We start from the raw sequence: 22,710 nt of genomic DNA on the forward strand, positions 1-22,710 counted from the left end.
CGTCCGCAACCACCGCACAGCCGTGGGCGGCGGGCCCGCTCGTCGGCGAAGCGCTACTGGTCCGTGTCCCGGCGCCACATCGACCACATCGGCGGCCCTGCCCGAAACGTCATCTCCTCCCGCACGGTGAAGCCGTGCCGCTGGTAGAAGGTCAGGTTGCGGCGGTTGCTCGACTCCAGGAACACCGGCCGCCCGTCCGCGTCCGCCTGTTCCAGCAGCCCGCCCAGCACCTGCGATCCGCGCCCCGTGCCGCGCGCGTCCGCGTGGGTGCCGATGTACTCGACGTACCAGTGCGCGGGCTCGGCCGGGTGGCGGTGCTCCAGCGCGAGCAACCGCATTCCGGTCCGGGGCAGTTGGGCCCGTCCCGCCCGCAGCAGCGTGCCCGCGTTGCGCAGCAGGTAGCTCACCGGCAGCTTCCACTGCCCGGGTTCCGCCCACACCGCCGCCACCGTGCGGTCCGGATCGGTCCACACCCGGCCCGCCGGGACCTGCTGTGCCAGATGCGTGGTGAACAGCAGCCGCAGCCTCCGGTCCCGGTCGTGCGGCATCAGCCAGGACCAGACGGGGTCCTCGGCATAGGCGCTGGCGAGTACGGAAGCGAGCGCCGGGACGTCGGAGGCGGCGGCGCGGACTATGTCGGCCATGGCCGGGGAGCGTAGCGGCTCCTGGGCCACCGAACTCCGTTTCCTTCAGGATGCGTTGAGCGGTTGCGCCCAGGGCCGCCCCTCCATGTGAGTGCCGTCACGCCCGCCCCCGGGAACCGGAAACGGCGAGCGTCCGCTCCCCAACTACGCGGGCATCTCGGCCCATTTGAAGCCGAGACTCCGCGTGAGTTCAAGGAATCGGGGGATTCGGGGGATAACGTGCTGCGTATTCATTTCATGTTCGCCGACCTCGCGAAGGTCAGGGTCGCGTCGGGTCCGGATCCGTTCTGGGAGACGGTCCTCGGGGTGCAACTGTTGTCGAGGCACGGCGCCAAGGCCGCTGTGGGCCACGCGGTCACCATCGCCGACAGCGGCTACCAGGGCACCGGGCTCCTCATCCCTCACCGCCGTGAAAGAGGGAAAGCCGAGCTCGCGGCCTGGAAAGAGGCGCACAACCGCTCGCACAAGCAAGTCCGCGCGCGTGTCGAGCATGTCTTCGCCCGCATGAAGAACTGGAAGATCCTGCGCGACTGCCGCCTCAAAGGCGAAGGCGTCCACCACGCCATCCGCGGTGTTGCCCGCCTGCACAATCTCGCCCTCACCGGGTAGGGCGACGACTGCGTTTAGGCGGACCCGCCGATCACGTCGCCGACGGCGGCGGTGTGTGCCGCGGCCACTGCACGTCGGCGTGTTCTGACGCGGCGGCCCGGAACGCCTCCATCAGCGCGGCCCCCGGATACGTCCCAAACACTTCATATTTCCGACGGTAGTAGCACGACCAGTAGCTCACCACGCGTCGCTCCGTGCGTGCGAAGAAGTCTGGATTGCGCTCGATGAACTCGCCATAGAGCCTGCGGTCAGCCGACGCTGGGGCAGCGAGGCCGGGAACACCCAGGCCGATCGCGTCAAGGATCTCCAGCACGTACTCGCCGGCCAACCGCACCACAAATGGGACCACCCATGGCTCGCTCGACGCCGTGATCTTTTCGAGGTGGCGCTGGCGGACCCTGCCATCACTGTGCCGTGAGTACAGGCAATGCAAGATCACCTGCTGGGTTTCGGTCAGTGGCCGCTCCGAGCCGCCGGTCTCCGGCTCCTCGTTGTAGATCCGGTAGGGGAGGGCGACGGTCTCGCCCTGCACCTCAACAACCTCGAATGACTCCGCCGGCGCGAGCCTGGCGTCCGGCATGACCGCCAAGACACTCTGCACGGCACCGGCAAGACGTGCCGGAAAGGCTGCCACAAGGACATGCGTGACGTTCGACGGATCCCGAGGCAGCTGCATGACACGAGGATAGGCAGCGAGCCCTCGCTCCCTCAGCCGCCCGCCTCAACGTTGCGGGGCAAGCCTTAGCTGCGGTGTCGCCCGGGCTGGGCACGGGGAACGCGCTGAGCTGCTGTTGCAGCTCGGGGTGGTGGCAGTGACGGGGCTGCCGAATCTGCGGCTGCCCCGGGTGGTCAGCTGAGACGCGGGTGGTCGGCCGAGAGCTGAGCGGGACCGGCCGCGCCCGGTACGGCAGCAGGGCCCGGACCGCGCGTCGCGGTCCGAGCCCTGCCCCGTGCGGTGCCGCCCTGCGGCGGCGGTGTGTCAGCTCTGTGCGGTGTCGTCGCCCGACTGCCCGGCTCCCTCAGGTGCGCCTGCCTTCTCGCGCATCTTGCGCACCAGCTCCGCCTTCTGGTCGGCTGCACCCTGGCGGTCGAGGTTGCGGTGCGGACCGTTGTTCTGCCGTTCGGCGCGGGACAGCCTCTTGCGCTGGCCGCCGCCCATGCCCACGGGGTTGTTGATGTTCTTGCTCACGGTCACGGGTTCTCCCGGTAATGATGTGAAGTGATCTACGGATTCGTCGGTGGGGGACGGACGGCGACGTCGAAGGACGTCAGCAGGGGCCCATCACGCTCTCACTCGTAAATCGGCGTCTGGAAGAACATGACAAAGACGTTACCCGGTTCCGTCGGCCCCGCACACCAACCTTTTCGGTTCCCCGGCGTCGGCCGGGCCTTCGGCGAGCGCCCGGGGTCAGCCGTTTCCTTCCGGGAATCTCAGCACCGCCAGCACCCGCCGGTGGTCGCCGCCCGCCCGGGGCAGGTCCAGATGGGCGTTACTGGGCCGCCGCGGGCTCGCGAGCACACTGACGGCATGAGAGATCATCTCACTTGCGCCCCACCGTTACGGGACAACCTTTAGGTGAGTACCCGTTCCGGGGACGTAGATACCTGTGTGGTCGGCTGTGTCGGGGTTCCCGGTGGCCAGGATGACCTTGCCGTCTCCCTTACCCACCGGATCGAAGCCGAGCAGGTACGCCTCGGGCAGCCCATTCACACCGGTTCGGTCAAACCGCCCTTGGACGGCGTTCATGCCGTTTACGCCACTCTGCAGCTGGGCCTTCCGGTCGCCATACAGTCAGGGGCTCGGGACGACCGCCGGTCGTCCCGAGCCCCCTTCGCCGTACGGGCGCCTGCGGCGGCCTCAGCGGAGCCCGTCCACGAACGTCCGCCAGGCATCGGCCCCGACGACCAGGACGGGACCGTCCGGGTTCTTGCTGTCGCGCACGGGCACGGCGCAGGGGAGGCCGTCGGCCACCTCTACGCAGTCGCCGCCATTGGTGCCGCTGTAACTGGACTTGCGCCAGGTCGCACCGCCGGTGACGGTGCACTCTACGCATTCGCCGCCGTTGGTGCCGCTGTACGACGACTTCCGCCACCGAGCTCCGGTCAGGTCATGCCTGGTCTCCATAGCGTTCCTCCATCACACGAGCGATCAGTGTCGCCGAGTCCTCGGGGGAGAGGGCTGTGGCTTGCAAGCGAGCGTAGCCGACCGAACGTTCCTTGATCACCTGGGAATTGGCGGTCATGTGACCCTGGTCGTAGCTCTCCAAGTAGAACAGGTCGGGGTCGTCCTCGAACCTGAGCAAGTTGAACGAGCCCATCATTCCCGTGTGCTGGCCGACGGAGAACGGAAGCACCTGGATCTGTACCCAGGGATCGTCGCGGAAGCCCAACAGATGAGCCAGTTGGGCACGCATGACGTCACGTCCGCCGACCTCCTGGAGCAGTGCCGCCTCGCTCAGGACAACCCACAGAGCGGGCGGATTCTCGCCCCTCAAGATCCGCTGGCGCTCCAGGCGGGCCGCCACCATCTCGTCAACCTTGTTGGGGTGATCGACACCGAGTAGTGCCCGCGCATACTCCTCCGTCTGCAACAGCCCGTATACCAACTGCGCCTGGTACGTGGAGATGTACGCCGCACGGGCCTCCATGTCCGCGTACGGCTGGAACCAGGTCGGCAGCTGGCTGCGCAGGACCAGACCGACGAGCCGCGAGAACACGCCGTCCGTGCCGAGTGCCGCGTCCACCCGCTCGGAGAAGTCGCGGGTGGGTAGCTTCCTCGTGGTCTCGATCTGGCCGATCAGGGAGCCGGTGCAGAAGATGATGTCGCCGAGCTGCGCCTGCTTGAGGTTGCCGGCCTCTCTCTGGCGGCGCAGCTCCCAGCCGTAGTAGTCCAACGGGGAAGCGCTGGGGTCGAGCGACTGGATGTTGGCCACGGCGGGCACCTCCGGCATTCAACGCCTCGCGGCGTTCGGTTCCGTACGTAGCCGAGCGTAATCATGTCGCTGCACTCTGGTGACATGAATCACGTAATTGATCCGCGGGCCGACGACTTGCTGGAGGCGACCTACTGCGCCGACTTCGCGCTGGGCGAGCACTCGGCCCGGCATCTGCGCCGCATCCTGCGCCTCTACCTCACCGGCTGGGGGCTTCTCGACGTGGCCGACGCGGCGGAGCTGGCGCTCACCGAGCTGATCGCCAATGTCGTACGACACGTCCCCGGCCGCCGTTGCCAGACGCTCATCTTCCTGCTCCCGGCCGGGGGCGTGCGGGTCGAGGTCGCGGACGGCTGCCCGGAACTGCCCTGCGCGGTCATGGGTGATGTCCTCGACGAGGGCGGGCGGGGGCTGGTCCTGGTCGATGCCGTCACCGACGGCTGGGGCGTGGAGCCGCGCCGCGACGGCACCGGCAAGACGGTGTGGTTCGAGTGCCTGTCCGGGAAGGCGGCGGACCGGCCGGACGAGGCGTGGCTCAGCGGCCGGGGGCGTACGGCTCGGGGACGAGGAGCTGGAGGCGGGCGACTCGGTGCGGATCACCGGGGAGGAGGGCCTGGAGCTGGTCGCGGGCGGGACGGCCGAGGTGCTGATCTGGGAACTGTCGGCCTGAACGGGGCGGCACGTCCGCCGTCGCTTGAGGGCCGTCACGCCCGCCCGGGGACCGCGAACGGCTGGTCCGAAATCCCCAACTATTGGCAGCCCACTTGGCGGTGCACGCCCCAAGCGGGTTTGCGCCGTGACGGGGGCAATATGACAGCAGGATCGAGGTATCAGCGAGTAGCTGAAGTTCGCGAGAACGCCAACGGGAGTACGAGCGCGAACAGGGCAACCGCCACCAGCCACGCTGTCATGCTGTTCGAAGGGTAGAGGGCAACGGCCCACCAGGTGTGAGCTTTGTGGCCATCGGGGTTGTAGACGCGGCCGAGAACGAGGTTGATGACGAGAAACATCATCCCTGCTCCCGCCGCCGTAGCTTCATTGGCGAGGCGGCGTGTGAGGAGCCCGAGGGCGAGAAGGAGAGTGACGTTGCGGGCGATGTCCATCCCCACCACCACTCCGGCCGCGTGGGCCAGCGCCGCAGTAAGAATGATGGCGCCTTGATCAAACCGGTGGATGGGCTGGACCGCTGTGGTCTCGACATCATGTAGCTGCCGATCCAGGCAGTACATGACGGCGATGACGATCAGGACGGGGGTGAAGTAGGCGAGTTGGGCACTGCCCGTGGCTCCAAACAGGCTTGGGACGGGGACCTCGCTCGCCCCCACCGTCCAGCACGCCACGACGAGCAGGGCGAGCGCCGCAGGACCAGCCCACCAGCGGCGCACAGTGATCGCATAGCGGTTCATGAGATGGCCCCGCTGCAGTGCTTTTGGCCCGCAGCCGCCTTGGTGAACCAGTCGGCCTGCTCGTCAGCGGGAAGCTGGCGAATCTTCTGGAGTGCCGACCATTCCGTAGGGGGCAGTGCTGCCCGTACACCCTGTTCGTCCACTCCAACCACCAGAGCAGCCCAGGCGGCGGCGGGAGAACCTGGCTGTCGGCAGTCATCCACACCAGCGAGCGCCGCTGTTCCGGTTACTGCGGATTCCGCTAGATTTGCGGCGTACTCGGCAGGGTCCTGACTACCCCCGCGCGGGGGCAGCGACCAGTACAACGGCCACGTGCCCGGCGTGAGCGGAACCTTCGCCGAGGTGATACGCAGCTCTTTCGGGACAGCTATTCCGGCACTCTTCAAGCGTGCGATCGGAGCCAGGGCGTCTCGCTGCAACTGTTCGACGTAAGGCTCGTACTCCGGTGGTACACACACCCTCGGCGCTTGCCCGGTACAAGCCATGGCAACGCTGCGTGGGCTGGACGGGTTCTGGTAGCCCCAGTCGATCACCAAAGCGCGGCCGGCGACGAAGGTGACTGCCGCCACGGCAAAGGCAATGGCCACCGCCCAGGCACGTCGGCGCATCCGGGCCAAAACCCAGAAGGCGAGTGCCAAACCAGCAACAACTCCCCATGGCACTACATAAACGGCTGGGGTGACCACATCTGTGACGGTCGACAGCCCGTCGATGAAGCCACCCAGGTGACGCATCCAGGAGTTGGACATCGCGTGCGGCATAGACAGCCACGCCCAGCAGCCGATACCAGCAGCGGGCGCCGCAATACTCCTGGGCATCAAGAGCCCGAGGCACCAGCCGATCACCAACCAGCCGAGGGACAGCACGATCAGATGCGCCACAGCGAGCCACCCGGCCCCACCGGGCAACACGCCTGCCGCATGGTGGGCCACGACGAGCGCGCCGATGACGAGTACGAGCAGAAGGATCAAGACCGGTGCGACAGCCCGCAAGAGCTGCCGTGCCGGGCTGCGTTGGCCGGTGGCACTCAAAGCACCGAGCAGGCGATGACGACCAGCCTCCCACGCGGCAGCTGCGGCCACTGCCGGGGCGATGACCGCGATGGCGTGGGCGGCCAGTTCACCGGACTCAACTCCGTACCTCGACGGTGCGGTGAAGGCGGCGTCGTCGACGTACAGGCCTGCGTATATCAAGATGGGAAGCACCAGCCAGGGTGCGGCCGAGGCGCGGAGATTTGCCCAGGTAATCATTCGGCTGCCTCCAAGAGCGACGCATAGGCGCTCTCCAGGCGTCGACCAGGTGCACAGTCCGGGGCGGCATGGTCAGCGAACTCCTTGACCGTTCCCCTGAACCTCGATCTCCCCGATTCAAGGACTACAACCTCGTCGAAAGCGTCGTCGAGGTCGCCGATGTCGTGAGTGGAGACGATCACATGGACTTTGCCGCGTAGCGAAACCAGCAAGTCGAGGAGCCGGCGCCGCTGATGTGGGTCGAGTCCGACGGTCGGCTCGTCGAGAAGCAGTAGTTCGGCATCATGAACGAGTGCCTGTGCGATAGCGACCCGCTGCTGCTGGCCGCCGGACAACGTCTTGATCTTGCTGTCGATCTTTTCGATGAGGCCGACTCGTTCGATTGCGCCCAGCGCGGCGTGCCAGGCGTCGCGTTCCCGCATGCCCTTGAGCCAGCCCACGTAAGCCACATGCTCTCTGCATGTCAGCCCGGGAAGGAACCCTGGATGCTGCGGTAGCCAGGAGACCTTGTTTCGGTACTCTCGCGTTTGTTTGCGGTTGGCCGGATCAAGGTCCCCGTACCGGATGCGTCCCGAATGTGAGATCAAGGCGCTGGCGCCAAGGGAGAGCAGGGTGCTCTTGCCCGCACCGTTGGGGCCGAGAAGGACGGTGTGGCCGGGCGAGAATGCCAGGTCCAGGCGGTCGAGGATCGGGCGTGACCTGCTGCCGTATCGGAAGGTGCAGGACTGGTAATGCAGGGGCATGGGGTCCCTCGGGGCAGAAAGAGGAGCCATCCTTCGGGGCTGCACTTGCGCAGTGTGGTGCAGCCCCGAAGGAGGGGAGGCGCTTAGTACGTTACGGTCAGCGACTTGACCGTAACGCGCACGCCCACCATGGCGTCGTTGACGACGAAGTAGTACGCGCCGGAGCCGTGGTCGGCCCACGTGCCGGAAGAGGTCGACGTGCCGCTGACGAAGCATTGGGTGAACACCGCGTTCACGTAGGACGGGTCCGGCCCGAAGGTGTCCTTACGGAGCCGGACGGTGACGCTCTTGTCGTTGTAGTCATCCGTGCAGCCGGTGAACTTAATGTTGGTTGTACCGCCGCTGTCGTTCCAGCGGCTGGACTCGAAGCCCGGACCTGCACCTGTCAGATGGCTGGAATAGGTCGATGCCTGGGCCGGCGCGGCGATCAGGCCGAGCACGGCGGCGGCACCAAGCGCAACGGTGGCTATACGACGGCTGGGCTCACGCAGGGCAGTCAGATGTGCAGGTCTCATGTGTCTTCCCTTGAGTTGATGTGAACGAACAGTCGAGTTGTTAGGTACATGATCAATTTTTGATCAAGGATGGCAATGCTTTCGGTCAATTGTTGGCCACTTTCGGCGTGATCGTTTGGCGCCGTGAGGTTCCCCTGCGCGAGAGGTGTTGACTACTGAGCCCGGATCCACCGGCTGATTTCGGGGTGGGCGTTTCGGGGCTGTGCGGGCCGTGCTGGGGTTGAGTCGCGGATTCGGGCATGGGGTGGCCGCTGGTCTGTCCAGCTTTTCCACTTGTCCACGCGTGTCGAACCCTTTCGGGCAGGTCGGTCGGGGAGCGTCAGGAGGCTGGTAGCCCATGCACCGTGCTGAAGAGCTGGGTGAAGTCCGTGCTCCAGGGCCAGAGTTCGGGTAGGTGCAGGGTGAGGCGGCGGGCCGAGCGGGCCAGCCGGGAGGGCACGTTGATCAGGTGGTCACGGATGGTGGCGGTGGTCGCTCTGGCATGGAAAGTTCCGGCCAGGGCGCCGGCGGCGCGGGTCAGGTTGTGCGCCAGCGCCGCCAGGGCGAGCCACGCGGCATTGGCCTGGAAATGGCCGGACGGCGCGTGAGCGAAGGCACTGTTCTTGACATCCGCGATCACCTGCTCGATGACGGCGTGCCGACGGTGGTCACGCTCGGCGTCCTTCAAGGAGAGCGGGGAGTCGGTGAACGCGGCGTGGTAGCGCCAGGTATCGAAGAGCGTGCCCTGCCCGGCGGGAACGGTGCCGGTGCCCAGGCGCTTGACGCGGCGCACGATCAGACGGGCGGTGACCTGCTGTTTTTTCGGCTTGGAAGTGAACGCGGTGTAGGGGACCTCGGCTATCTCGGCGTCCGAGATCCAGCACTGGCCTTCCTCGTCCCAGACCGCCTTGGGGTACTTGATCGGCGTCCAGGCGCCCTCGTCGATGCGGCCGATCGCGGCCTTGACGGAGGCGTTCATCCGCACGGTGATGGAGAAACGCGCGCCCAGTGCCCGGCAGGAGTTCACGACGTCGGCGCCGTAGAACGCGGAGTCCGCCCGCGTCACCAGCAGGCCACTGGCGCCGCAGGCGCGGGCGGTGCGGATGGTCTCGGCGACGAACGCTGCCGCGCCGCGTGCGGAGTTCGATGGTCCTTTGCGCAGCCTGGTGGCGGCGATCACCGGGGCGGACAGGGGCGTGGAGACGATGCCGAGCAATGCGTTCAGGCCCTTGACCTTGCTGTATCCGTAGCCGGCGCCCTGCTTGGCGTAGCCGTAGGTGCGGCGGATGGTGTCGTCGATGTCCACGTAGGTGACCTGGTCCGCGCCGGGCAGCAGCGGGGTATGACGGGCCAGTACGGGCAGGAACCGGCGGGCCACGGCGTGGAGTTGCTTCACATGCCCGTGTGTGAAGGAGCGTAGAAACGATCCCAGCGTGGACGGGGCCCGGACCCCGGCAAACAGGCGGCCCATCGCGCCATGCCGCAGGCGGTCCATGTCATTGATGCTGTCGGCGCCCACGGCCATGCCGCCCACCAGTGACATCAGTTTCGCCGCTGGGAAGGCGCCGGTGCCGTCCTTCGATGCGGGCAGCCTGATGAGCTCGTCGGCCAGAGTTGGCAGACCGCACCGCTCGGCCAGCCGCATCACCGGCTCCAGCCCGCCGTACGCGATCAGGTTCGGGTCATCGAACGCGGATGAGACAGCCGTCGCGGCATGGGAAGATTGCATCTCGGAAGTGCCTTGCCGATCGTGCCTGATGTGGTCCTAGAGAAACCCCATCATCGCAGGTCACAAGGCACTTCTTCGTTTCCGGAAGAACGATCCACAGGCGTCAAGCCGGTGGATCCGGGCTGAGGTTGAACCCGTGGTGTCGTAGAGGCTGACGTTCCTCGATCCGTGCGGTATCTCCGGGGTACGCGGTATCCACAAGGCGGCGGGCTGACCGCTGAACGTCAGGAGTTCCGGGAGCAGTTACGGCTTGAGGTGGCAGAGCGGTTCGACCGAGGCGAGTCGAACGCGGCGATCGCCGTGGAGCTGCGCGTCAGTGTGCGGTCGGTGCAAGGTGGCGCTAGGTCTGGGCCGAGGGTGGTCCGCGGGCTTTGCGTTCGAGTGGCCCCGCGTTGCTTCCGCGTAGCACCGCAGTCGGTCATGGGGGAACGGAGAGGGGGTCGGGACGACCACCGGTCGTTCCGAGCCCCCTCCGTTGTGCGGGTTTCCGACGACCTCAGAGCCCGTCTACGAACGTCCGCCAGGCGTCGGCCCCGACGACCAGGACGGGGCCGTCCGGGTTCTTGCTGTCGCGCACGGGCACGGCGCAGGGGAGGCCGTCGGCCACCTCTACGCAGTCGCCGCCGGTGTTTCCGCTGTAGCTGGACTTGCGCCATGCCGCGCCGCCGGTGACGGTGCACTCGACGCATTCGCCGCCGGTGCTTCCGCTGTAACTCGACTTACGCCACCGCGCGCTCTTCAGGTCGCGACTGGTTTCCATAACGCTCCTCCATCACGCGGGCGATCAATGCCGCCGACGCCTCCACGGAGAGGGCGGCAGCCTGCAAGTGAGCGTAACGGCGTGCGGCGTCCCGGATGGTCTCGGGGTTGGCGGTCATATGACCGGAGACGATGTCCTCCGTGTAGACGATGTCAGGATCGTCGTCGAAGCGCATCGTGGTGAACGCGCCATCCAGGCTCGCGTGTTCACCGGCCTCGAAGGGCAACACCTGGACCCGCATCCAGCGGTGGTCGGCGTAGTCCAACAGGCGGGCGAGTTGGTTCCGCATGACCTCGCGGCCGCCGATCGGCCGGTGTAGCACGGCCTCGTCGAGGATGACCCAGGCGAGCGGCGGCTGTTCCCGCTCCAGAATGCGCTGGCGTTCCATCCGAGCCGCAAGCAGGCCTTCGAGGTCGTCCGGCATGCCGGTGGCCAGTACCGCCCGCGCGTACTCCTCCGTCTGCAACAGCCCGTACACCAACTGCGCCTGGTACGTGGAGATGTACGCCGCACGGGCCTCCATGTCCGCGTACGGCTGGAACCAGGTCGGCAGCTGGCTGCGCAGGACCAGGCCGACGAGGCGCGAGAACATGCCGTCCGTGCCGAGTGCCGCGTCCACCCGCTCGGAGAAGTCGCGGGTGGGTAGCTTCCTCGTGGTCTCGATCTGGCCGATCAGGGAGCCGGTGCAGAAGATGATGTCGCCGAGCTGCGCCTGCTTGAGGTTGCCGGCCTCTCTCTGGCGGCGCAGCTCCCAGCCGTAGTAGTCCAACGGGGAAGCGCTGGGATCGAGAGTCTGGATGTTGGCCACGGCGGGGGCACCTCCGGCATTCAACGCCTCGCGGCGTTCGTTTCCGTACGTAGCCGAGCGTAATCGTGTCGCTGCACTCTGGTGACATGAATCACGTAATTGATCCGCGGGCCGACGACTGGCTGGAGGCGACCTACCGCGCCGACTTCGCGCTGGGCGAGCACTCGGCCCGGCATCTGCGCCGCATCCTGCGCCTCTACCTCACCGGCTGGGGGCTTCTCGACGTGGCCGACGCGGCGGAGCTGGCGCTCACCGAGCTGATCGCCAATGTCGTACGGCATGTCCCCGGCCGCCGCTGCCAGACACTCATCTTCCTGCTCCCGGCCGGGGGCGTGCGCGTCGAGGTCGCGGACGGCTGCGCGGAACTGCCCCGCGCGGTACTGGGTGATGCCTTCGACGAGGGCGGCAGGGGACTGGTGCTGGTCGACGCAGTCACCGACCGCTGGGGCGCGGAACCGCGCCGCGACGGCACCGGCAAGACGGTGTGGTTCGAGTGCCTGTCCGGGAAGGCGGCGGACCGGCCGGACGAGGCGTGGCTCAGCGGCCGGAACGGAGCTCCGCGAGCACCGCGTCCGTGAACGCCGGCCACACCTCGACCGCCCACGGTCCGAAGGCCCGGTCGGTGAGGGCGACGCAGGCCGCCCCCGCGACCGGGTCGATCCACAGGAACGTGCCGGACTGCCCGAAGTGCCCGAAGGTTGCGGGTGACGAGGAACTGCCCGTCCAGTGCGGCGACTTGTGGTCCCGGATCTCGAAGCCGAGCCCCCAGTCGTTGGGGTTCTGGTGGCCGTAGCCCGGCAGCACACCCTTCAGGCCGGGGTGGACGACGGTCTGCGCGGCCAGCACCGTACGCGGGTCGAGCAGTCGCGGCGCCTGTATCTCCGCCGCGAACCGCACCAGGTCGTCGACGGTCGAGACACCGTCCTTGGCGGGCGAGCCGTCCACCGTGGTGGACGTCATCCCGAGCGGCTCCAGGACTGCCTGGTGCACGTACTCCGGGAACGGGATGTCGGTGGCCTTGGCGATGTGGTCGCCGAGCACCTCGAAGCCCGCGTTGGAGTAGAGCCGCCGGGTGCCCGGAGCTGCTGTCACCCGGTGCTCGTCGAAGGCGAGCCCGCTGGTGTGCGCGAGCAGATGCCGGACCGTGGAACCCTCGGGTCCGGCCGGCTCGTCGAGCTCGACCGCGCCCTCCTCGTACGCCACCAGCGCCGCGTAGGCCGCGAGCGGCTTGGTGACGGAGGCGAGCGGGAAACGGTGCGCGGTCGGGCCGTGCGTACCGACGACGGTGCCGTCCGCTCGTACGACGGCCGCAGCCGCGGTGGGGACGGGCCAGTTGTCGATCATCGCCAGGCTCTGCATGCATACGAGCGTATCGGGCAGGGCTGTCGAGCCACCGGCTGCCCGACGAGGGGCAACTCGGATGGTCTCATCATCAGGATGTTCGATGTATCTTCAGCTCTGAACGGCGGCGAACGGACAGGGAGGTGTCGCGGATCGTGCGGTTGACACGGGCTCAGCAGCAGGAGCGCACGCGCGCGGCCGTACTTGCCGCGGCGAAGGCTGAATTCACCGAGCGCGGATACGCGGCGGCGAAGGTGGACGAGATCGCCGAGCGGGCCGAACTGACGCGTGGCGCGGTGTACTCGAACTTCCCGAGCAAACGCGCTCTCTATCTGGCGGTGCTGGTCGACATGGTCGAGCGCAGCGCCACGGCTGAGCACAGCGGCACCGCGGAGCGTGGCGCCACCAGCGCGGTCCCGTCGCCTGCAGCGCCCTCCGCGGCGTCCATCACCGACGCATTGGGCGCGTTCGCCCGGACCTGGCTCGAACGAATGCCCCTGGCCGACGACACCCCCTCCTTCGGCCGGGTGCATCTCCGCTCGCCGGCCGGGGTTTTCGACGACGAACCGATCCGCGACGCGTTCGGACAGGTGACCCGCCTCGAGGCTCTGCTGCTGGCACTCGCGCTCGAGTCTCACGCGCCCGCCAATGCACCGTCCGTGCGGCAAGTCCGGCGGGCCCAGCTGGTCATGAGGCTGCTGGACGGCCCGGGTCCCTCGGCGGATCCGGCGCTCGGCATCGGCGACCCCTTCGACATCGTTCAGGCCTGCGCGCATCTGGGCGGGCTCGCCCTCGCCGACACCTGGAACCCTCCGTACCTGCCCTACGTCCTGCCGGCCCGAGCCTGCCGGGACCGTTGGGCCCCGCCGCAGGAGCTGCAGGATCTCATCACGCACCGCCCCGTCGGCTTCGCCGAGGACGGGGTGATCACGCTCCTCGGCACCAACCGCCTGAAAGCCGCCGAGGAGGCTGTCCGCGCCGCACGGACCGGCGACCGGATCACCGTGGCCGTCACGACGGCGGACCCGGCCGAGACCGGCCGTTTCGTACAGCTGAGGGCCGGTGACTTCGCCCGGTGCCTGCGGCGCGTGTTCGAACCCGGCGCCTGGCCGCGCCTCCGCCTCGTCCTCGACGAGCGCGGTCTGCTGGCGTCGGCCGTCGGCGTACCGGACGCCGACGACGCCACCGAGTACGCGGTACGCGTGCAGCACGGCACGATCGTCACCCGAGCCCAAGGACCCGGTGCCGCCCATGCCGCGGCCACCTTCGATCTCACGACCGCAGATGTCGCCCACACCACACCTGATGGGGCCGCGCCATGACCCAGCCCGTTTCGTCCCACGCGACCAGCACCGACCTGCTGGTGCTTCACACCCTTCGCTGCATCGGCTTCTCCGGCCTCTCCGGGGTGGCCAGGGCGTCAGGACTCCCCGAGTCCGACGTCGAATCGGAACTGATCGACCTCGCCGTGGCCGGACTCGTCACCCATGCCGCGGGCGACTTCGGCGGATGGGGCCTTACGGAGGACGGCCGAGCCGCGGACGCCGAGCGGATCGCCGACGAGTTGGCGGCAGCCGGAGCCCGGGCCCGAGTGACCGCGGCATTCGATCGGTTCCTGATGCTCAACCCCGAGCTGCTCGATCTCTGCACGGCATGGCAGACCCGCACCGTAGACGGCACCATGACGATGAACGACCACAGCGACCCCTCCTACGACGCCCGGGTGCTCGGCCGGTTCACGGAGTTCCACCAGCGTGCCGAGCCCCTCTGCGCCGAGCTGTCCGCGGCGCTGCTCCGCTTCCAGCGCTACCCCGTCCGGCTCGCCGACGCCCTCGCCCGGGCGAGGGCCGGCTCTCTGGAGTACGTGACGGACAGCACCTCCTCGTATCACACCGTGTGGTTCCAGCTGCACGAGGATCTGCTGGCCACCCTCGGCATCCCGCGCCACTGAACCCGCCGCCCGCCATCCCGCGCATTCCGCGAGACCCGCAGCCGAACCAGCAAAGGCGACGCAGAGATGACACCGCGATGACCTGGATTCACCCGCTTTCGGCCGACGTCGAGGAGACGGCGGAAGTCCTCGGTGGCAAGGCACACGGTCTTGTCGTGCTCCGCCGTCTGGGACTGCCCGTGCCGCCAGGCTTTGTCATCAGCACGGAGGCGTGCCGCGCCTTCCTCCGTGCCGGACGGCTGCCCAGCGGCCTCGACGCCCAACTGGCGGCCGCCGTCGCCGGCCTCGAAGCCGCCACGCACCGCAGGCTCGGCGGTCCGGAGCGGCCGCTTGCGGTGTCCGTCCGCTCCGGCGGCAGCGTGTCGATGCCCGGCATGATGAGCACCGTCCTCAACCTCGGGCTCACCACCGAGGCGACCACCGCCCTGGCCGACGAGACGGGCGACCTGCGGTTCGCACTCGACTCGCGGCTGAGGTTTCTGACCAGCTTCGCCTCCGAGGTCGCCGGCGTGGGTCCGGAGAGCCTGGCGGGCATCGACCGTGCGCTCGCCGGACAGGACACCGACACGAGCCGTCTCGCCGAGGCGATCCAGGACGCCGAGCGGCTCATCGGAGAACGCAGCGGCGACACCGTGCCCGAGGACGCCACCCGGCAGTTGGAGCTGGCCGTCGCGGCCGTGTTCTCGTCATGGAACACACCGCGCGCGCAGACCTACCGCGAACTGCACGGCATCCCGCACGACCTCGGCACCGCCGTGACCGTACAGGCGATGGTGTTCGGTAATCGCGACCGGCGCAGCGGGACGGGCGTCGCGTTCAGCCGTCATCCCGACACCGGTGAGCAGGTCCCCTTCGGTGAGGCCCTGTTCGGCCGCCAAGGCGAAGACGTCGTCTCGGGCACATCGCTGACCGAGCCCCTGAGCGAACTGGCCGACCGGGAGCCCGCGGTGTGGACCCGCCTGCTGTCCGCCCTGACCCGGCTCGAGGAGCACTACCGCGACGCGTGCTACGTCGAGTTCACCTTCGAGGCGGGCGAACTGTGGATTCTGCAGGTGCGACCCGGGCGGTTCGTCGGGCGCGCCGCAGTCCGGGTCGCGGTCGACCTCGCCGACGCGGGAACGATCGGGCGCGACGAGGCGCTGCTCCGCGTTTCACCGCAGCATCTCGCCCACGTACGTACGCCTCGGATCACGGCGATCGAACTCCACGACATCTTCACCCGAGGGCTGGGCGCCTCCCCGGGAGTCGCTGTCGGCCAAGTGGCGACCACCGCCGACAGCGCGGCGCGGCTGGCCGCAGGAGGGCCGGTCGTCCTGCTGCGCCCCGAAACCTCCCCGCTCGACATGCACGGCCTGGCCGCTGCCGCCGGGGTCGTCACCGCTCGCGGCGGCCCTGCCAGTCACGCGGCCGTCGTGGCGCGGTCGATGGGGAAACCCGCCGTCGTGGGTGCCGCGAGCCTCACCGTCTACGCCGCCGACGGCTGCGTCCGGGCAGGCGGACGTACTCTGCCCGAAGGCACCCTCATCGCTGTTGACGGGACGGGCGGAGAGGTCGTCGTCGGCGAGCCTCGTATCGCCGCGTCCTCGACCGACCCACAGCTGCACCGGTTGCTCGACTGGGCCGACGACGTCGCGGGCGACGGGACCACGGGCCGCGACGAAACCGAACGCCTCGCCTCGGCACAGGCGGTCCTCCGCCGGACCGGCCACGGACCGGAGAGCTGACCGCGTTCACGCCGGGCGCGCAACACTCAGCCGGCGTGATCCCCCTGTACCACCGGTAGACGAAGAACGTTCTTTGTTCCTGCAATCCAAGGAAGCCTGGTCTTCAGGGAGGGCAGGCCGGCCGCGCGGTACGGGCGATCCAGATCGGGCTTGCTTAGAGTGCACTCCAAGGTTCTAGCGTGGAGGGCATGACGGCGATGGAGAGCACTTTCGTGAAGGTGGAGAGCACTTCCGTGAAGGTGGACGTCTGCGCCTCGGCCCCGCGGCCGCATCCGCGTCCCGAGGGGCAGGACCGCTACACCATCAGTGAGGTCGTCGCCTTCACCGGGCTCACCGCGCACACCTTGCGCTGGTACGAGCGGATCGGGCTGATGCCGCATGTCGACCGGTCGCACACCGGCCAGCGCCGCTTCACCAACCGTGACCTGGACTGGCTGGCCTTCGTCGGCAAGCTGCGGCTGACCGGGATGCCGGTCGCCGACATGGTCCGGTACGCGGAGCTGCTGCGCGAGGGCGAGCACACCTTCGAGGAACGGCAGGAGCTGCTGGAGGCGACCCGCCGCGACGTGAGGACGCGGATCGCGGAGCTCCAGGACACCCTCGCCGTTCTCGACCACAAGATCGACTTCTATGCGAGTGCCCGACGGGCGCCGGAAAGGCCCTGTGCCTGATGACTGACAACAAGATCACCACCGTGGAGCTCGGCAACGGCGGCCCGCAGGTCGGCGTGCAGGGACTCGGCTGCATGGGCATGAGTGAGTTCTACGGGGACACCGATGAGTCCGCCGCCCGCGAGACGCTGGAGACGGCACTGGCGGCGGGCGTCACCCTCTTCGACACCGCGGATGTGTACGGTCTCGGCGCCAACGAGGAGTTCCTCGCCCCGTTCGTCGGGGCGCACCGGGACGAGATCACGCTCGCCACGAAGTTCGCCATCGAGCGCAAGGACGACGACCCGCAGTACCGGGGCGTGCGCAACGACCCCGCGTACATCCGCCGCGCCGTCGAGGACAGCCTGCGCCGGCTGAACACCGACGTCATCGACCTCTACTACATGCACCGCCGCGACCCGGGCGTCCCGCTGGCAGAGTCCGTCGGCGCGATGGCCGAGCTGGTGCAGCAGGGCAAGGTCAAGCAGCTTGGGCTGAGCGAGGTGACCGGCGCGGAGCTGCGCGAGGCGTACGCCGTGCATCCGATCGCCGCCCTCCAGTCGGAGTGGTCGCTCTTCAGCCGGGACGTCGAGCGCAGCGCCGTGCCCGCCGCCGTCGAACTCGGGGTGACCTTCGTGCCGTACTCGCCGCTCGGCCGGGGTTTTCTGACCGGGGCGTTCACGGACGCGGCCAAGGACCTGTCGGACGGCGACTTCCGCAAGTACCAGCCGCGCTTCACCGGCGACAACGCCAGGACGAACGCCGCGCTGCTGGAGCCCGTTCACAAGATCGCGGCGGCGCACGGGGCGTCCGCCGCGCAGGTGGCGCTCGCCTGGGTGCAGCAGCGGGCCCAGGTGCACGGGCTGACCGTGGTGCCGATCCCGGGTACCCGCAGGAGCAGCCGGCTGCTGGAGAACGTGGCCGCCACCCGGCTCACGCTGACCGCCGAGGAGCTGGCGCTGCTGGAGCCGATCGCGGGGCGGGTTGCGGGGGACCGGTATCCGGACATGAGCTTCACGTCCGCCGCGCGCGAGTAGTCGTTTCCGGCGGGCCCGGGCGCCCGGCGATCGTGGTGTCCTCAAGCGCCGGACGGGCTTGAAAGATGCCCTCAATCGCCGGGCGGGCTGGGTTTTGCCGTGCCGGGCTGGGTTTTGCCGTGCGGGGCCAGAGGATGTCCCCGGACGCGGGGCGGGCTGGTTTTTGCCGTGCCGGGCCGAAGATGCCCTCAATCGCCGGGCGGGCTGGGTTTTGCCGTGCCGGGCTGGTATTTGCCGTGCGGGGCCAGAGGATGCTCTCAATCGCGGCCCCGTCTGGTTTTTGCCGTGCCGGGCTGGGTTTTGCCGTGCCGGGCCAGAGGATGTCCCCGGACGCCGGGCGGCCCGGCAACCGCCCTACGCCAGCCCCAGCGCGTACGCCGCGAACGCCGTCGCCAGCAGGCCCGCCACCGCGCGGCGGGCGTTCGCCGCGTGTGTGCCGGTCTTCCATGGGGCCTCGAAGCGTCGGGCGTACCGGGCGATCAGTACCAGCAGCCCTGCGAACACCGGCATCCACGCCATCCGGGCCAGGATCCAGCCGACCGTGTCGGGCCCGGTCGTCAGCCCCGGCACCGCACCGGCGAACGACGCCGGGACCGCCGCGGCCAGCATCGCCGTCTGGTGCCAGCACAGGATCGTCATCGCGGACAGGTTGATGACGACGACCGGCGCCCACGCCAGCGGCCTGCGCAGGAACCGGCCGATCCGGTGCCGCAGCAGGATCGCCGCGCCGCTCTGCGCGGCGGCCAGCGCCAGGACCAGCAGCGACGGCGGATGCGAGTTCGTCCGCGCCTCGCCCGGTACGCCGACCATCGACGCCGGATAGTGGAGGACCAGCAGCAGCGCGGCGAACAGCACGGTTCCGCCGATGAGCAGGACGCGGGCGCCGCGCCTGCCGATGCGGCCCTCGCCCCAGGAGACGCCGAGCTGGTACGCGAAGAGCCAGCCCGGAAGGATGTTCAGCATGCTCAGCCAGGACGGCATGGCGTCCGCGAACGGCCCGTACCGCAGGAAGTCGACGGCGGCGACCGACCCGAGCAGCGGCACGGCGGCCCAGCCGCCCAGCTTCCGTGCGGCCTTGACGCAGTACGGGGTGAGCGCCGTGACCACCGTGTACACCCCGACGAACCACAGTGGCTGGATCACCAGCGTCGACCCGGTCCGCAGGGTGTCACCGGGCACGCCGAGCGCGCTCAGTACCGGGATCATCGCGGCCCAGACGGCCGTCACCCCGATCACCGGCCTGCCCAGGCGGGCGATGCGTCCGCGCAGCCAGGCGGCGGTGGTGGACTTCCTGCGGCGGTACGAGAGCACGGAGGCGTACCCGCCGACCAGGAAGAAGATGCCCAGCATCTGAAGCACCCAGCTCACCGGGGCGAGGCCGCCGAACGTGGACAGCGGGCTGGCGTTGTGCAGCGCGCCGTCGCTGTCGAGGCCGAAACCGCCGAGCAGCCAGTGGCCGGTCGGGACGGCCAGCAGCGCGAGGGCGCGCAGGCCGTCGATGGCGCGGTCGCGATGGGCGGGCGTACGGGCGTCGATGCGCCGCGCCAGGGTGGTGAGGGCGGTGAGGCTCATCGGGCTTCCCCCTGCGCGATCGAGGCGAAGGCGCGGAGCGAGTCCGTACCGGGGGCGAAGTAGCCGGTGTGCCCGTGGGCGTCGTGGGCCGGTACGCGGCGTGCGCCGAACCCCGGGCCGGTCGGATCGGGGCCGTGGCCGAGCCCCGCCACCTCGACGTTCGGCACGTCGTCGATCCAGTCCGTGGCGTCCTTGGCGGCCCACACCCTTGCGGTGGTGTGCAGATCCGCGACGTCGTCGGCGCGCATCCCGGGCGAGCCGAGGACGACCAGGTCCGCGGCGCGCAGCCGGGGTGCGGCGAGTCCGCACACGACGGAGCCGTAGCTGTGGCAGAACACGGCGGGCGCGGGCACACCGTCGGCGGCCAGCCCGGCCGCGAACCGGGTCAACCGGTCGGCCCCGGCTTCGGCGAGCGAGCCGGTCGCGGCATCGAGGCCGACGCCCACGGGAGTGGTGTACCCGGCCCAGGCGATGACGGCGCTGCCGCGTCCGGTCTGCGTGTACAAGGACTTCGCCATGCCGGCCGGAGTGCCGTACACATCGTTCGTACGGTCGAAGGTCCCGGCGTCGATGTCCGAACCCGGCACCACGACCGCCACATGGCGTGCGGCGCTCAAGTCACCGAAGACCTCGGCCACTTGACCGCGTCCGCGCGGATCGAAGGCGAGGATCTGCCGGTGCCCCGGTCCGGCGAGATGCCTGTACCTGGGGTCGTGACCGGCCTGCACGGAACGGGCGTTGGCCCGGTAGCGCAGTTCGACGGGCACGCCGTCCAGATTGCCGACGACGAGTGAATGCCGTACGACCAGGGCCTGTTGCTGCGTGGCGGTCAACCCCCGGAAGAACCGGCTCACTTCGGCGGGTGCGGTCCGCTCCGGGTCGGGCAGCTGCCGCCCCAGCGCGTGATCCGCGCGCCAGGCCGCGGTGCCGGGGGGTGGCCCTGTGAGGGCCTGCTGTGCGTTTCCGGACGCCCAGCCGGCCGTTCCCGCCACCATGGTGGTCGCCAGCGCGACCGCGACCAGAGTCCTTGCGTATCGGCGCATCCCGCCCTCCCTCTCCGGCTGATCCGGCTCCCGCACGCCGTTCGGCGCGACGGAGAGGAAGGTAGGAAGAGGGTGGGTGCGGGGGCGTCGCACTGGGGGGCCAAGTGCGGGGTGATACCTGGGTAGGGGGTGTACGGGGTTCTGCCGGGTGTGTCCGGGGGCCGTGTCCTCGAACGCCGGACGGGCTTCGAGGATGTGCCGGGGCGCTGCCCGCTCCATGACCCGGCGATGAATGGCCCCACGACAAACGGGTACCAAAGATCCGAACGCATGCGAGTTCGGCCCCCAGGACGACATAAGAGGAATCCGAGCATGACGGACCCCAAGACGTGCCGGCCCGCTGAGCGGCTTGACGAGTTCCTGTCCCTGGTCGGGCAGACGGCCTGGAAGCCGGATGCCGATCTCCGGGTGATCGCCGAATGGCTTCCCCGTGAGCTCGGCGCGGAAGTGGCGATCGTCAACGGCTCTCTGAAGACGGTGGAGTTGTCGACGTCCGGATTCTCCGAGCACGTGCTGGAACACCTTGAGCCCATGCTCACACGACTGGCCACCGGGCGAGTGGCCTCAGCGGCCATGGACGTCGGGACGGCGCAGGTACGACTCGAAGCGGTCGGCGCGGAGCTGCCGCGCCGGGTGCTCGTGCTGGTCAGCCCCACCCCGCTGACACGCCAGGCCGCAGCCCTGGCCTCCCACACCGGCGGCATCATCGCGGTCATGCACCGCGCCCGGGAAACCGACCGGGCGATCCGCAGCTACCAGCAGAAGGCGCACCAGCTGCGTGTGGGCGTCATCATGGCCCTCCAGGCAGGGGACCCCCTTCTGGCCCGCCGCATGACGACCGGCTCCGTCCCCGAACTGCTGGACTGCAACCGCCTGCGCGTCCACATTCTGCGATGCGGGAAGGACGACCGCGAGCGGATCGCCCAGGCCTACCAGGACCCGTCGGGATACCACGGCGACGGTCTGATGGTGGCGTGTCCTGTCTATGACGAGCACCTCGTCAGCCTGATCGCCGAGCGCGACGGGAGCGGCGCCGAAGCCGCCGACGGCTTGGCCGCGGTGCTCCGTGACCTTGTCGCGGACAACCCCCGTTACGCGCTGGGTATCAGCAGCACCCACCCGCTCCCCGCGACAGCCGAGGCGTACGAGCAGGCCCGGCACGCCCTGGCCGTCGCGTCCAACACCCCCGGCCGGGTGGCTGGTTACCACGGCCAGGAGCCTCTGGAGCGGCTGCTGCCCCGGGCAGCGGCCATCGAGTGGGCCGGCTTTGTCCTCGGACCGTTGACCGCCTTACCGGAACTCACCACCGAGATCACCCGTCTCGCGATGCACTTTCACCGCTCGGGTGTGGCACGCATGCTGAATGTCAGCCGCAACACGGTCACCGCTCACCTCGGCCGTGCGCAGTCGGCGCTCGGCCTGGACCTCCGCGATGTCCACTGCCGGGCAACTCTGGCTCTGGCCCTGGGTGTTGCCGCCCTCCACCGGGAAGTCGGGTGTACTCCCGCACCGGCGAACCCACCCGCTCTGGAAGAGCTGTTGCACACGCGACCCGCGGCAGAGTGGGGCCGTACGTTCCTGGAGCCTCTTCGAGACGCCCGGTACCACCCCGTGCACCACACCCTGCGCACCTGGATCGATACGAACACCGACGCCCAGCAGGCCGCCCGCCGCCTGGGATGCAGCCGCACCACCGTTGCGGCACATCTCCGCACCGCCGAGCTCCGGCTGACACGGGACCTGCTGAGCTCGGGCTCGGGGGTCCACGACCTCGTCTACGCACTCCATCTCTCGGGCGAGACCCCTCTCTGACCGTGCACCGTGAGCAGTCGGCCGGAACCCGAGGTGTGCACCGCGCCCCGCCTCGGCCCCGGGTTGCGCAGCGTGCACACCACGCGTGCGGAACTTGGGCAGCGTGCACACACATTGGCCCTTCTGGCCCCTTGGACGGCGTGCTCCACTTGTTCTGAACAGCCCGGACTGCACAGCATCGGCCCACGGGGGCAGATGCAGAAC

General features: G+C 69.1%; 23 protein-coding genes and 2 pseudogenes. 10 read left to right on the forward strand and 15 right to left on the reverse strand.

Annotated features, from left to right (window positions below):
- Positions 1-53: 53 nt before the first annotated feature.
- Positions 54-644 carry a GNAT family N-acetyltransferase gene (locus ACFVV1_RS15340; RefSeq protein ID WP_389989702.1) on the reverse strand — a complete coding sequence of 197 codons (591 nt, stop codon included), beginning with the start codon at positions 642-644 and terminating at the stop codon, positions 54-56.
- 327 nt (positions 645-971) lie between these two features.
- Here ACFVV1_RS15340 and ACFVV1_RS15345 point away from each other — a divergent pair.
- Positions 972-1,253 (forward strand): annotated as a pseudogene (locus ACFVV1_RS15345) (transposase family protein); the annotation flags it as partial.
- Between the two features lie 31 nt (positions 1,254-1,284).
- On the opposite strand, the gene ACFVV1_RS15350 reads toward ACFVV1_RS15345, so the two are convergent.
- The 4 genes from ACFVV1_RS15350 to ACFVV1_RS15365 form a co-directional block, all read right to left on the reverse strand.
- Positions 1,285-1,929 carry a hypothetical protein gene (locus ACFVV1_RS15350; RefSeq protein ID WP_389989703.1) on the reverse strand — a complete coding sequence of 215 codons (645 nt, stop codon included), beginning with the start codon at positions 1,927-1,929 and terminating at the stop codon, positions 1,285-1,287.
- 303 nt (positions 1,930-2,232) lie between these two features.
- A complete protein-coding gene (locus tag ACFVV1_RS15355) occupies positions 2,233-2,448 on the reverse strand; it encodes a DUF6243 family protein (protein ID WP_389989704.1) in 216 nt (71 codons plus the stop codon).
- 663 nt (positions 2,449-3,111) lie between these two features.
- Positions 3,112-3,378, reverse strand: coding sequence for a DUF397 domain-containing protein (locus ACFVV1_RS15360; protein WP_389989705.1), 267 nt, complete (start codon positions 3,376-3,378; stop codon positions 3,112-3,114).
- Positions 3,362-4,186 carry a helix-turn-helix domain-containing protein gene (locus ACFVV1_RS15365; protein ID WP_389989706.1) on the reverse strand — a complete coding sequence of 275 codons (825 nt, stop codon included), beginning with the start codon at positions 4,184-4,186 and terminating at the stop codon, positions 3,362-3,364. The genes ACFVV1_RS15360 and ACFVV1_RS15365 overlap by 17 nt, the downstream gene beginning before the upstream one ends.
- Positions 4,187-4,270: 84 nt before the next feature.
- Between ACFVV1_RS15365 and ACFVV1_RS15370 the strand changes: the two are divergent.
- Positions 4,271-4,687, forward strand: a pseudogene (locus ACFVV1_RS15370) (ATP-binding protein); the annotation flags it as partial.
- Positions 4,611-4,856, forward strand: coding sequence for a hypothetical protein (locus ACFVV1_RS15375; RefSeq protein ID WP_389989911.1), 246 nt, complete (start codon positions 4,611-4,613; stop codon positions 4,854-4,856). The pseudogene ACFVV1_RS15370 and the gene ACFVV1_RS15375, both read left to right, overlap by 77 nt.
- Before the next feature lie 160 nt (positions 4,857-5,016).
- On the opposite strand, the gene ACFVV1_RS15380 is transcribed toward ACFVV1_RS15375, so the two are convergent.
- From ACFVV1_RS15380 to ACFVV1_RS15410, 7 genes are all read right to left on the reverse strand, one after another.
- Complete coding sequence (locus ACFVV1_RS15380; RefSeq protein WP_389989707.1) at positions 5,017-5,592, reverse strand: hypothetical protein; 576 nt, start codon at positions 5,590-5,592, stop codon at positions 5,017-5,019.
- Positions 5,589-6,842: a hypothetical protein gene (locus ACFVV1_RS15385; RefSeq protein WP_389989708.1), complete on the reverse strand. Its 1,254-nt coding sequence runs from the start codon at positions 6,840-6,842 to the stop codon at positions 5,589-5,591. Before ACFVV1_RS15385 ends, ACFVV1_RS15380 begins: the two co-directional genes overlap by 4 nt.
- The gene (locus ACFVV1_RS15390; RefSeq protein ID WP_389989709.1) at positions 6,839-7,585 is read right to left on the reverse strand and encodes an ABC transporter ATP-binding protein; all 747 of its coding nucleotides are present in this window, start codon (positions 7,583-7,585) and stop codon (positions 6,839-6,841) included. Before ACFVV1_RS15390 ends, ACFVV1_RS15385 begins: the two co-directional genes overlap by 4 nt.
- Before the next feature lie 83 nt (positions 7,586-7,668).
- Positions 7,669-8,100, reverse strand: coding sequence for a hypothetical protein (locus ACFVV1_RS15395; RefSeq protein WP_389989710.1), 432 nt, complete (start codon positions 8,098-8,100; stop codon positions 7,669-7,671).
- A 319-nt stretch (positions 8,101-8,419) separates the two neighbouring features.
- Positions 8,420-9,808 carry an IS1380 family transposase gene (locus ACFVV1_RS15400; RefSeq protein WP_389989711.1) on the reverse strand — a complete coding sequence of 463 codons (1,389 nt, stop codon included), beginning with the start codon at positions 9,806-9,808 and terminating at the stop codon, positions 8,420-8,422.
- A gap of 496 nt (positions 9,809-10,304) precedes the next feature.
- The gene (locus ACFVV1_RS15405) at positions 10,305-10,568 is read right to left on the reverse strand and encodes a DUF397 domain-containing protein (protein WP_389989712.1); all 264 of its coding nucleotides are present in this window, start codon (positions 10,566-10,568) and stop codon (positions 10,305-10,307) included.
- Positions 10,528-11,376 (reverse strand): helix-turn-helix domain-containing protein, encoded by an 849-nt coding sequence (locus ACFVV1_RS15410; protein ID WP_389989713.1) that lies wholly within the window; start codon positions 11,374-11,376, stop codon positions 10,528-10,530. Before ACFVV1_RS15410 ends, ACFVV1_RS15405 begins: the two co-directional genes overlap by 41 nt.
- Before the next feature lie 86 nt (positions 11,377-11,462).
- Here ACFVV1_RS15410 and ACFVV1_RS15415 point away from each other — a divergent pair, with 86 nt between their 5' ends.
- Complete coding sequence (locus tag ACFVV1_RS15415) at positions 11,463-11,954, forward strand: ATP-binding protein (RefSeq protein ID WP_389989714.1); 492 nt, start codon at positions 11,463-11,465, stop codon at positions 11,952-11,954.
- Here the strand turns inward: ACFVV1_RS15415 and ACFVV1_RS15420 are convergent.
- Positions 11,914-12,735, reverse strand: coding sequence for a serine hydrolase domain-containing protein (locus tag ACFVV1_RS15420; RefSeq protein WP_389989715.1), 822 nt, complete (start codon positions 12,733-12,735; stop codon positions 11,914-11,916). The genes ACFVV1_RS15415 and ACFVV1_RS15420 overlap by 41 nt on opposite strands.
- Before the next feature lie 137 nt (positions 12,736-12,872).
- Here ACFVV1_RS15420 and ACFVV1_RS15425 point away from each other — a divergent pair, with 137 nt between their 5' ends.
- The 5 genes from ACFVV1_RS15425 (at position 12,873) to ACFVV1_RS15445 (ending at position 18,079) form a co-directional block, all read left to right on the forward strand.
- Complete coding sequence (locus ACFVV1_RS15425) at positions 12,873-14,039, forward strand: helix-turn-helix domain-containing protein (RefSeq protein ID WP_389989716.1); 1,167 nt, start codon at positions 12,873-12,875, stop codon at positions 14,037-14,039.
- Entirely contained in the window at positions 14,036-14,668 is a 633-nt protein-coding gene (locus tag ACFVV1_RS15430) for a transcriptional regulator (protein WP_389989717.1), read from the forward strand. The genes ACFVV1_RS15425 and ACFVV1_RS15430 overlap by 4 nt, the downstream gene beginning before the upstream one ends.
- A gap of 77 nt (positions 14,669-14,745) precedes the next feature.
- Complete coding sequence (locus ACFVV1_RS15435) at positions 14,746-16,392, forward strand: pyruvate, phosphate dikinase (RefSeq protein WP_389989718.1); 1,647 nt, start codon at positions 14,746-14,748, stop codon at positions 16,390-16,392.
- Between the two features lie 197 nt (positions 16,393-16,589).
- Positions 16,590-17,063 carry a MerR family transcriptional regulator gene (locus ACFVV1_RS15440; protein ID WP_389989912.1) on the forward strand — a complete coding sequence of 158 codons (474 nt, stop codon included), beginning with the start codon at positions 16,590-16,592 and terminating at the stop codon, positions 17,061-17,063.
- Positions 17,063-18,079, forward strand: coding sequence for an aldo/keto reductase (locus ACFVV1_RS15445; RefSeq protein WP_389989719.1), 1,017 nt, complete (start codon positions 17,063-17,065; stop codon positions 18,077-18,079). The genes ACFVV1_RS15440 and ACFVV1_RS15445 overlap by 1 nt, the downstream gene beginning before the upstream one ends.
- Before the next feature lie 354 nt (positions 18,080-18,433).
- Here ACFVV1_RS15445 and ACFVV1_RS15450 read toward each other — a convergent pair whose 3' ends face one another.
- Together ACFVV1_RS15450 and ACFVV1_RS15455 are read right to left on the reverse strand one after the other, a co-directional pair.
- Positions 18,434-19,651 carry an acyltransferase gene (locus ACFVV1_RS15450; protein WP_389989720.1) on the reverse strand — a complete coding sequence of 406 codons (1,218 nt, stop codon included), beginning with the start codon at positions 19,649-19,651 and terminating at the stop codon, positions 18,434-18,436.
- Positions 19,648-20,694: an alpha/beta hydrolase gene (locus ACFVV1_RS15455; RefSeq protein ID WP_389989721.1), complete on the reverse strand. Its 1,047-nt coding sequence runs from the start codon at positions 20,692-20,694 to the stop codon at positions 19,648-19,650. The genes ACFVV1_RS15450 and ACFVV1_RS15455 overlap by 4 nt, the downstream gene beginning before the upstream one ends.
- Positions 20,695-21,006: 312 nt before the next feature.
- Here ACFVV1_RS15455 and ACFVV1_RS15460 point away from each other — a divergent pair, with 312 nt between their 5' ends.
- Positions 21,007-22,506 (forward strand): helix-turn-helix domain-containing protein, encoded by a 1,500-nt coding sequence (locus ACFVV1_RS15460; RefSeq protein ID WP_389989722.1) that lies wholly within the window; start codon positions 21,007-21,009, stop codon positions 22,504-22,506.
- The last annotated feature ends 204 nt before the right edge of the window (positions 22,507-22,710 follow it).

Origin of the sequence: Streptomyces sp. NPDC058092, assembly GCF_042884935.1 — a bacterium.
GTDB lineage: Bacteria > Actinomycetota > Actinomycetes > Streptomycetales > Streptomycetaceae > Streptomyces.

Bases quoted from the DNA above. Each gene is read 5' to 3' on its own strand.
- ACFVV1_RS15340 (WP_389989702.1), bottom strand. From the start codon at position 644: ATGGCCGACATAGTCCGCGCCGCCGCCTCCGACGTCCCGGCGCTCGCT.
- ACFVV1_RS15350 (WP_389989703.1), bottom strand. From the start codon at position 1,929: ATGCAGCTGCCTCGGGATCCGTCGAACGTCACGCATGTCCTTGTGGCA.
- ACFVV1_RS15360 (WP_389989705.1), bottom strand. From the start codon at position 3,378: ATGGAGACCAGGCATGACCTGACCGGAGCTCGGTGGCGGAAGTCGTCG.
- ACFVV1_RS15375 (WP_389989911.1), top strand. From the start codon at position 4,611: ATGCCGTCACCGACGGCTGGGGCGTGGAGCCGCGCCGCGACGGCACCG.
- ACFVV1_RS15380 (WP_389989707.1), bottom strand. From the start codon at position 5,592: ATGAACCGCTATGCGATCACTGTGCGCCGCTGGTGGGCTGGTCCTGCG.
- ACFVV1_RS15385 (WP_389989708.1), bottom strand. From the start codon at position 6,842: ATGATTACCTGGGCAAATCTCCGCGCCTCGGCCGCACCCTGGCTGGTG.
- ACFVV1_RS15390 (WP_389989709.1), bottom strand. From the start codon at position 7,585: ATGCCCCTGCATTACCAGTCCTGCACCTTCCGATACGGCAGCAGGTCA.
- ACFVV1_RS15395 (WP_389989710.1), bottom strand. From the start codon at position 8,100: ATGAGACCTGCACATCTGACTGCCCTGCGTGAGCCCAGCCGTCGTATA.
- ACFVV1_RS15400 (WP_389989711.1), bottom strand. From the start codon at position 9,808: ATGCAATCTTCCCATGCCGCGACGGCTGTCTCATCCGCGTTCGATGAC.
- ACFVV1_RS15405 (WP_389989712.1), bottom strand. From the start codon at position 10,568: ATGGAAACCAGTCGCGACCTGAAGAGCGCGCGGTGGCGTAAGTCGAGT.
- ACFVV1_RS15415 (WP_389989714.1), top strand. From the start codon at position 11,463: ATGAATCACGTAATTGATCCGCGGGCCGACGACTGGCTGGAGGCGACC.
- ACFVV1_RS15420 (WP_389989715.1), bottom strand. From the start codon at position 12,735: ATGCAGAGCCTGGCGATGATCGACAACTGGCCCGTCCCCACCGCGGCT.
- ACFVV1_RS15430 (WP_389989717.1), top strand. From the start codon at position 14,036: ATGACCCAGCCCGTTTCGTCCCACGCGACCAGCACCGACCTGCTGGTG.
- ACFVV1_RS15435 (WP_389989718.1), top strand. From the start codon at position 14,746: ATGACCTGGATTCACCCGCTTTCGGCCGACGTCGAGGAGACGGCGGAA.
- ACFVV1_RS15440 (WP_389989912.1), top strand. From the start codon at position 16,590: ATGGAGAGCACTTTCGTGAAGGTGGAGAGCACTTCCGTGAAGGTGGAC.
- ACFVV1_RS15445 (WP_389989719.1), top strand. From the start codon at position 17,063: ATGACTGACAACAAGATCACCACCGTGGAGCTCGGCAACGGCGGCCCG.
- ACFVV1_RS15450 (WP_389989720.1), bottom strand. From the start codon at position 19,651: ATGAGCCTCACCGCCCTCACCACCCTGGCGCGGCGCATCGACGCCCGT.
- ACFVV1_RS15455 (WP_389989721.1), bottom strand. From the start codon at position 20,694: ATGCGCCGATACGCAAGGACTCTGGTCGCGGTCGCGCTGGCGACCACC.
- ACFVV1_RS15460 (WP_389989722.1), top strand. From the start codon at position 21,007: ATGACGGACCCCAAGACGTGCCGGCCCGCTGAGCGGCTTGACGAGTTC.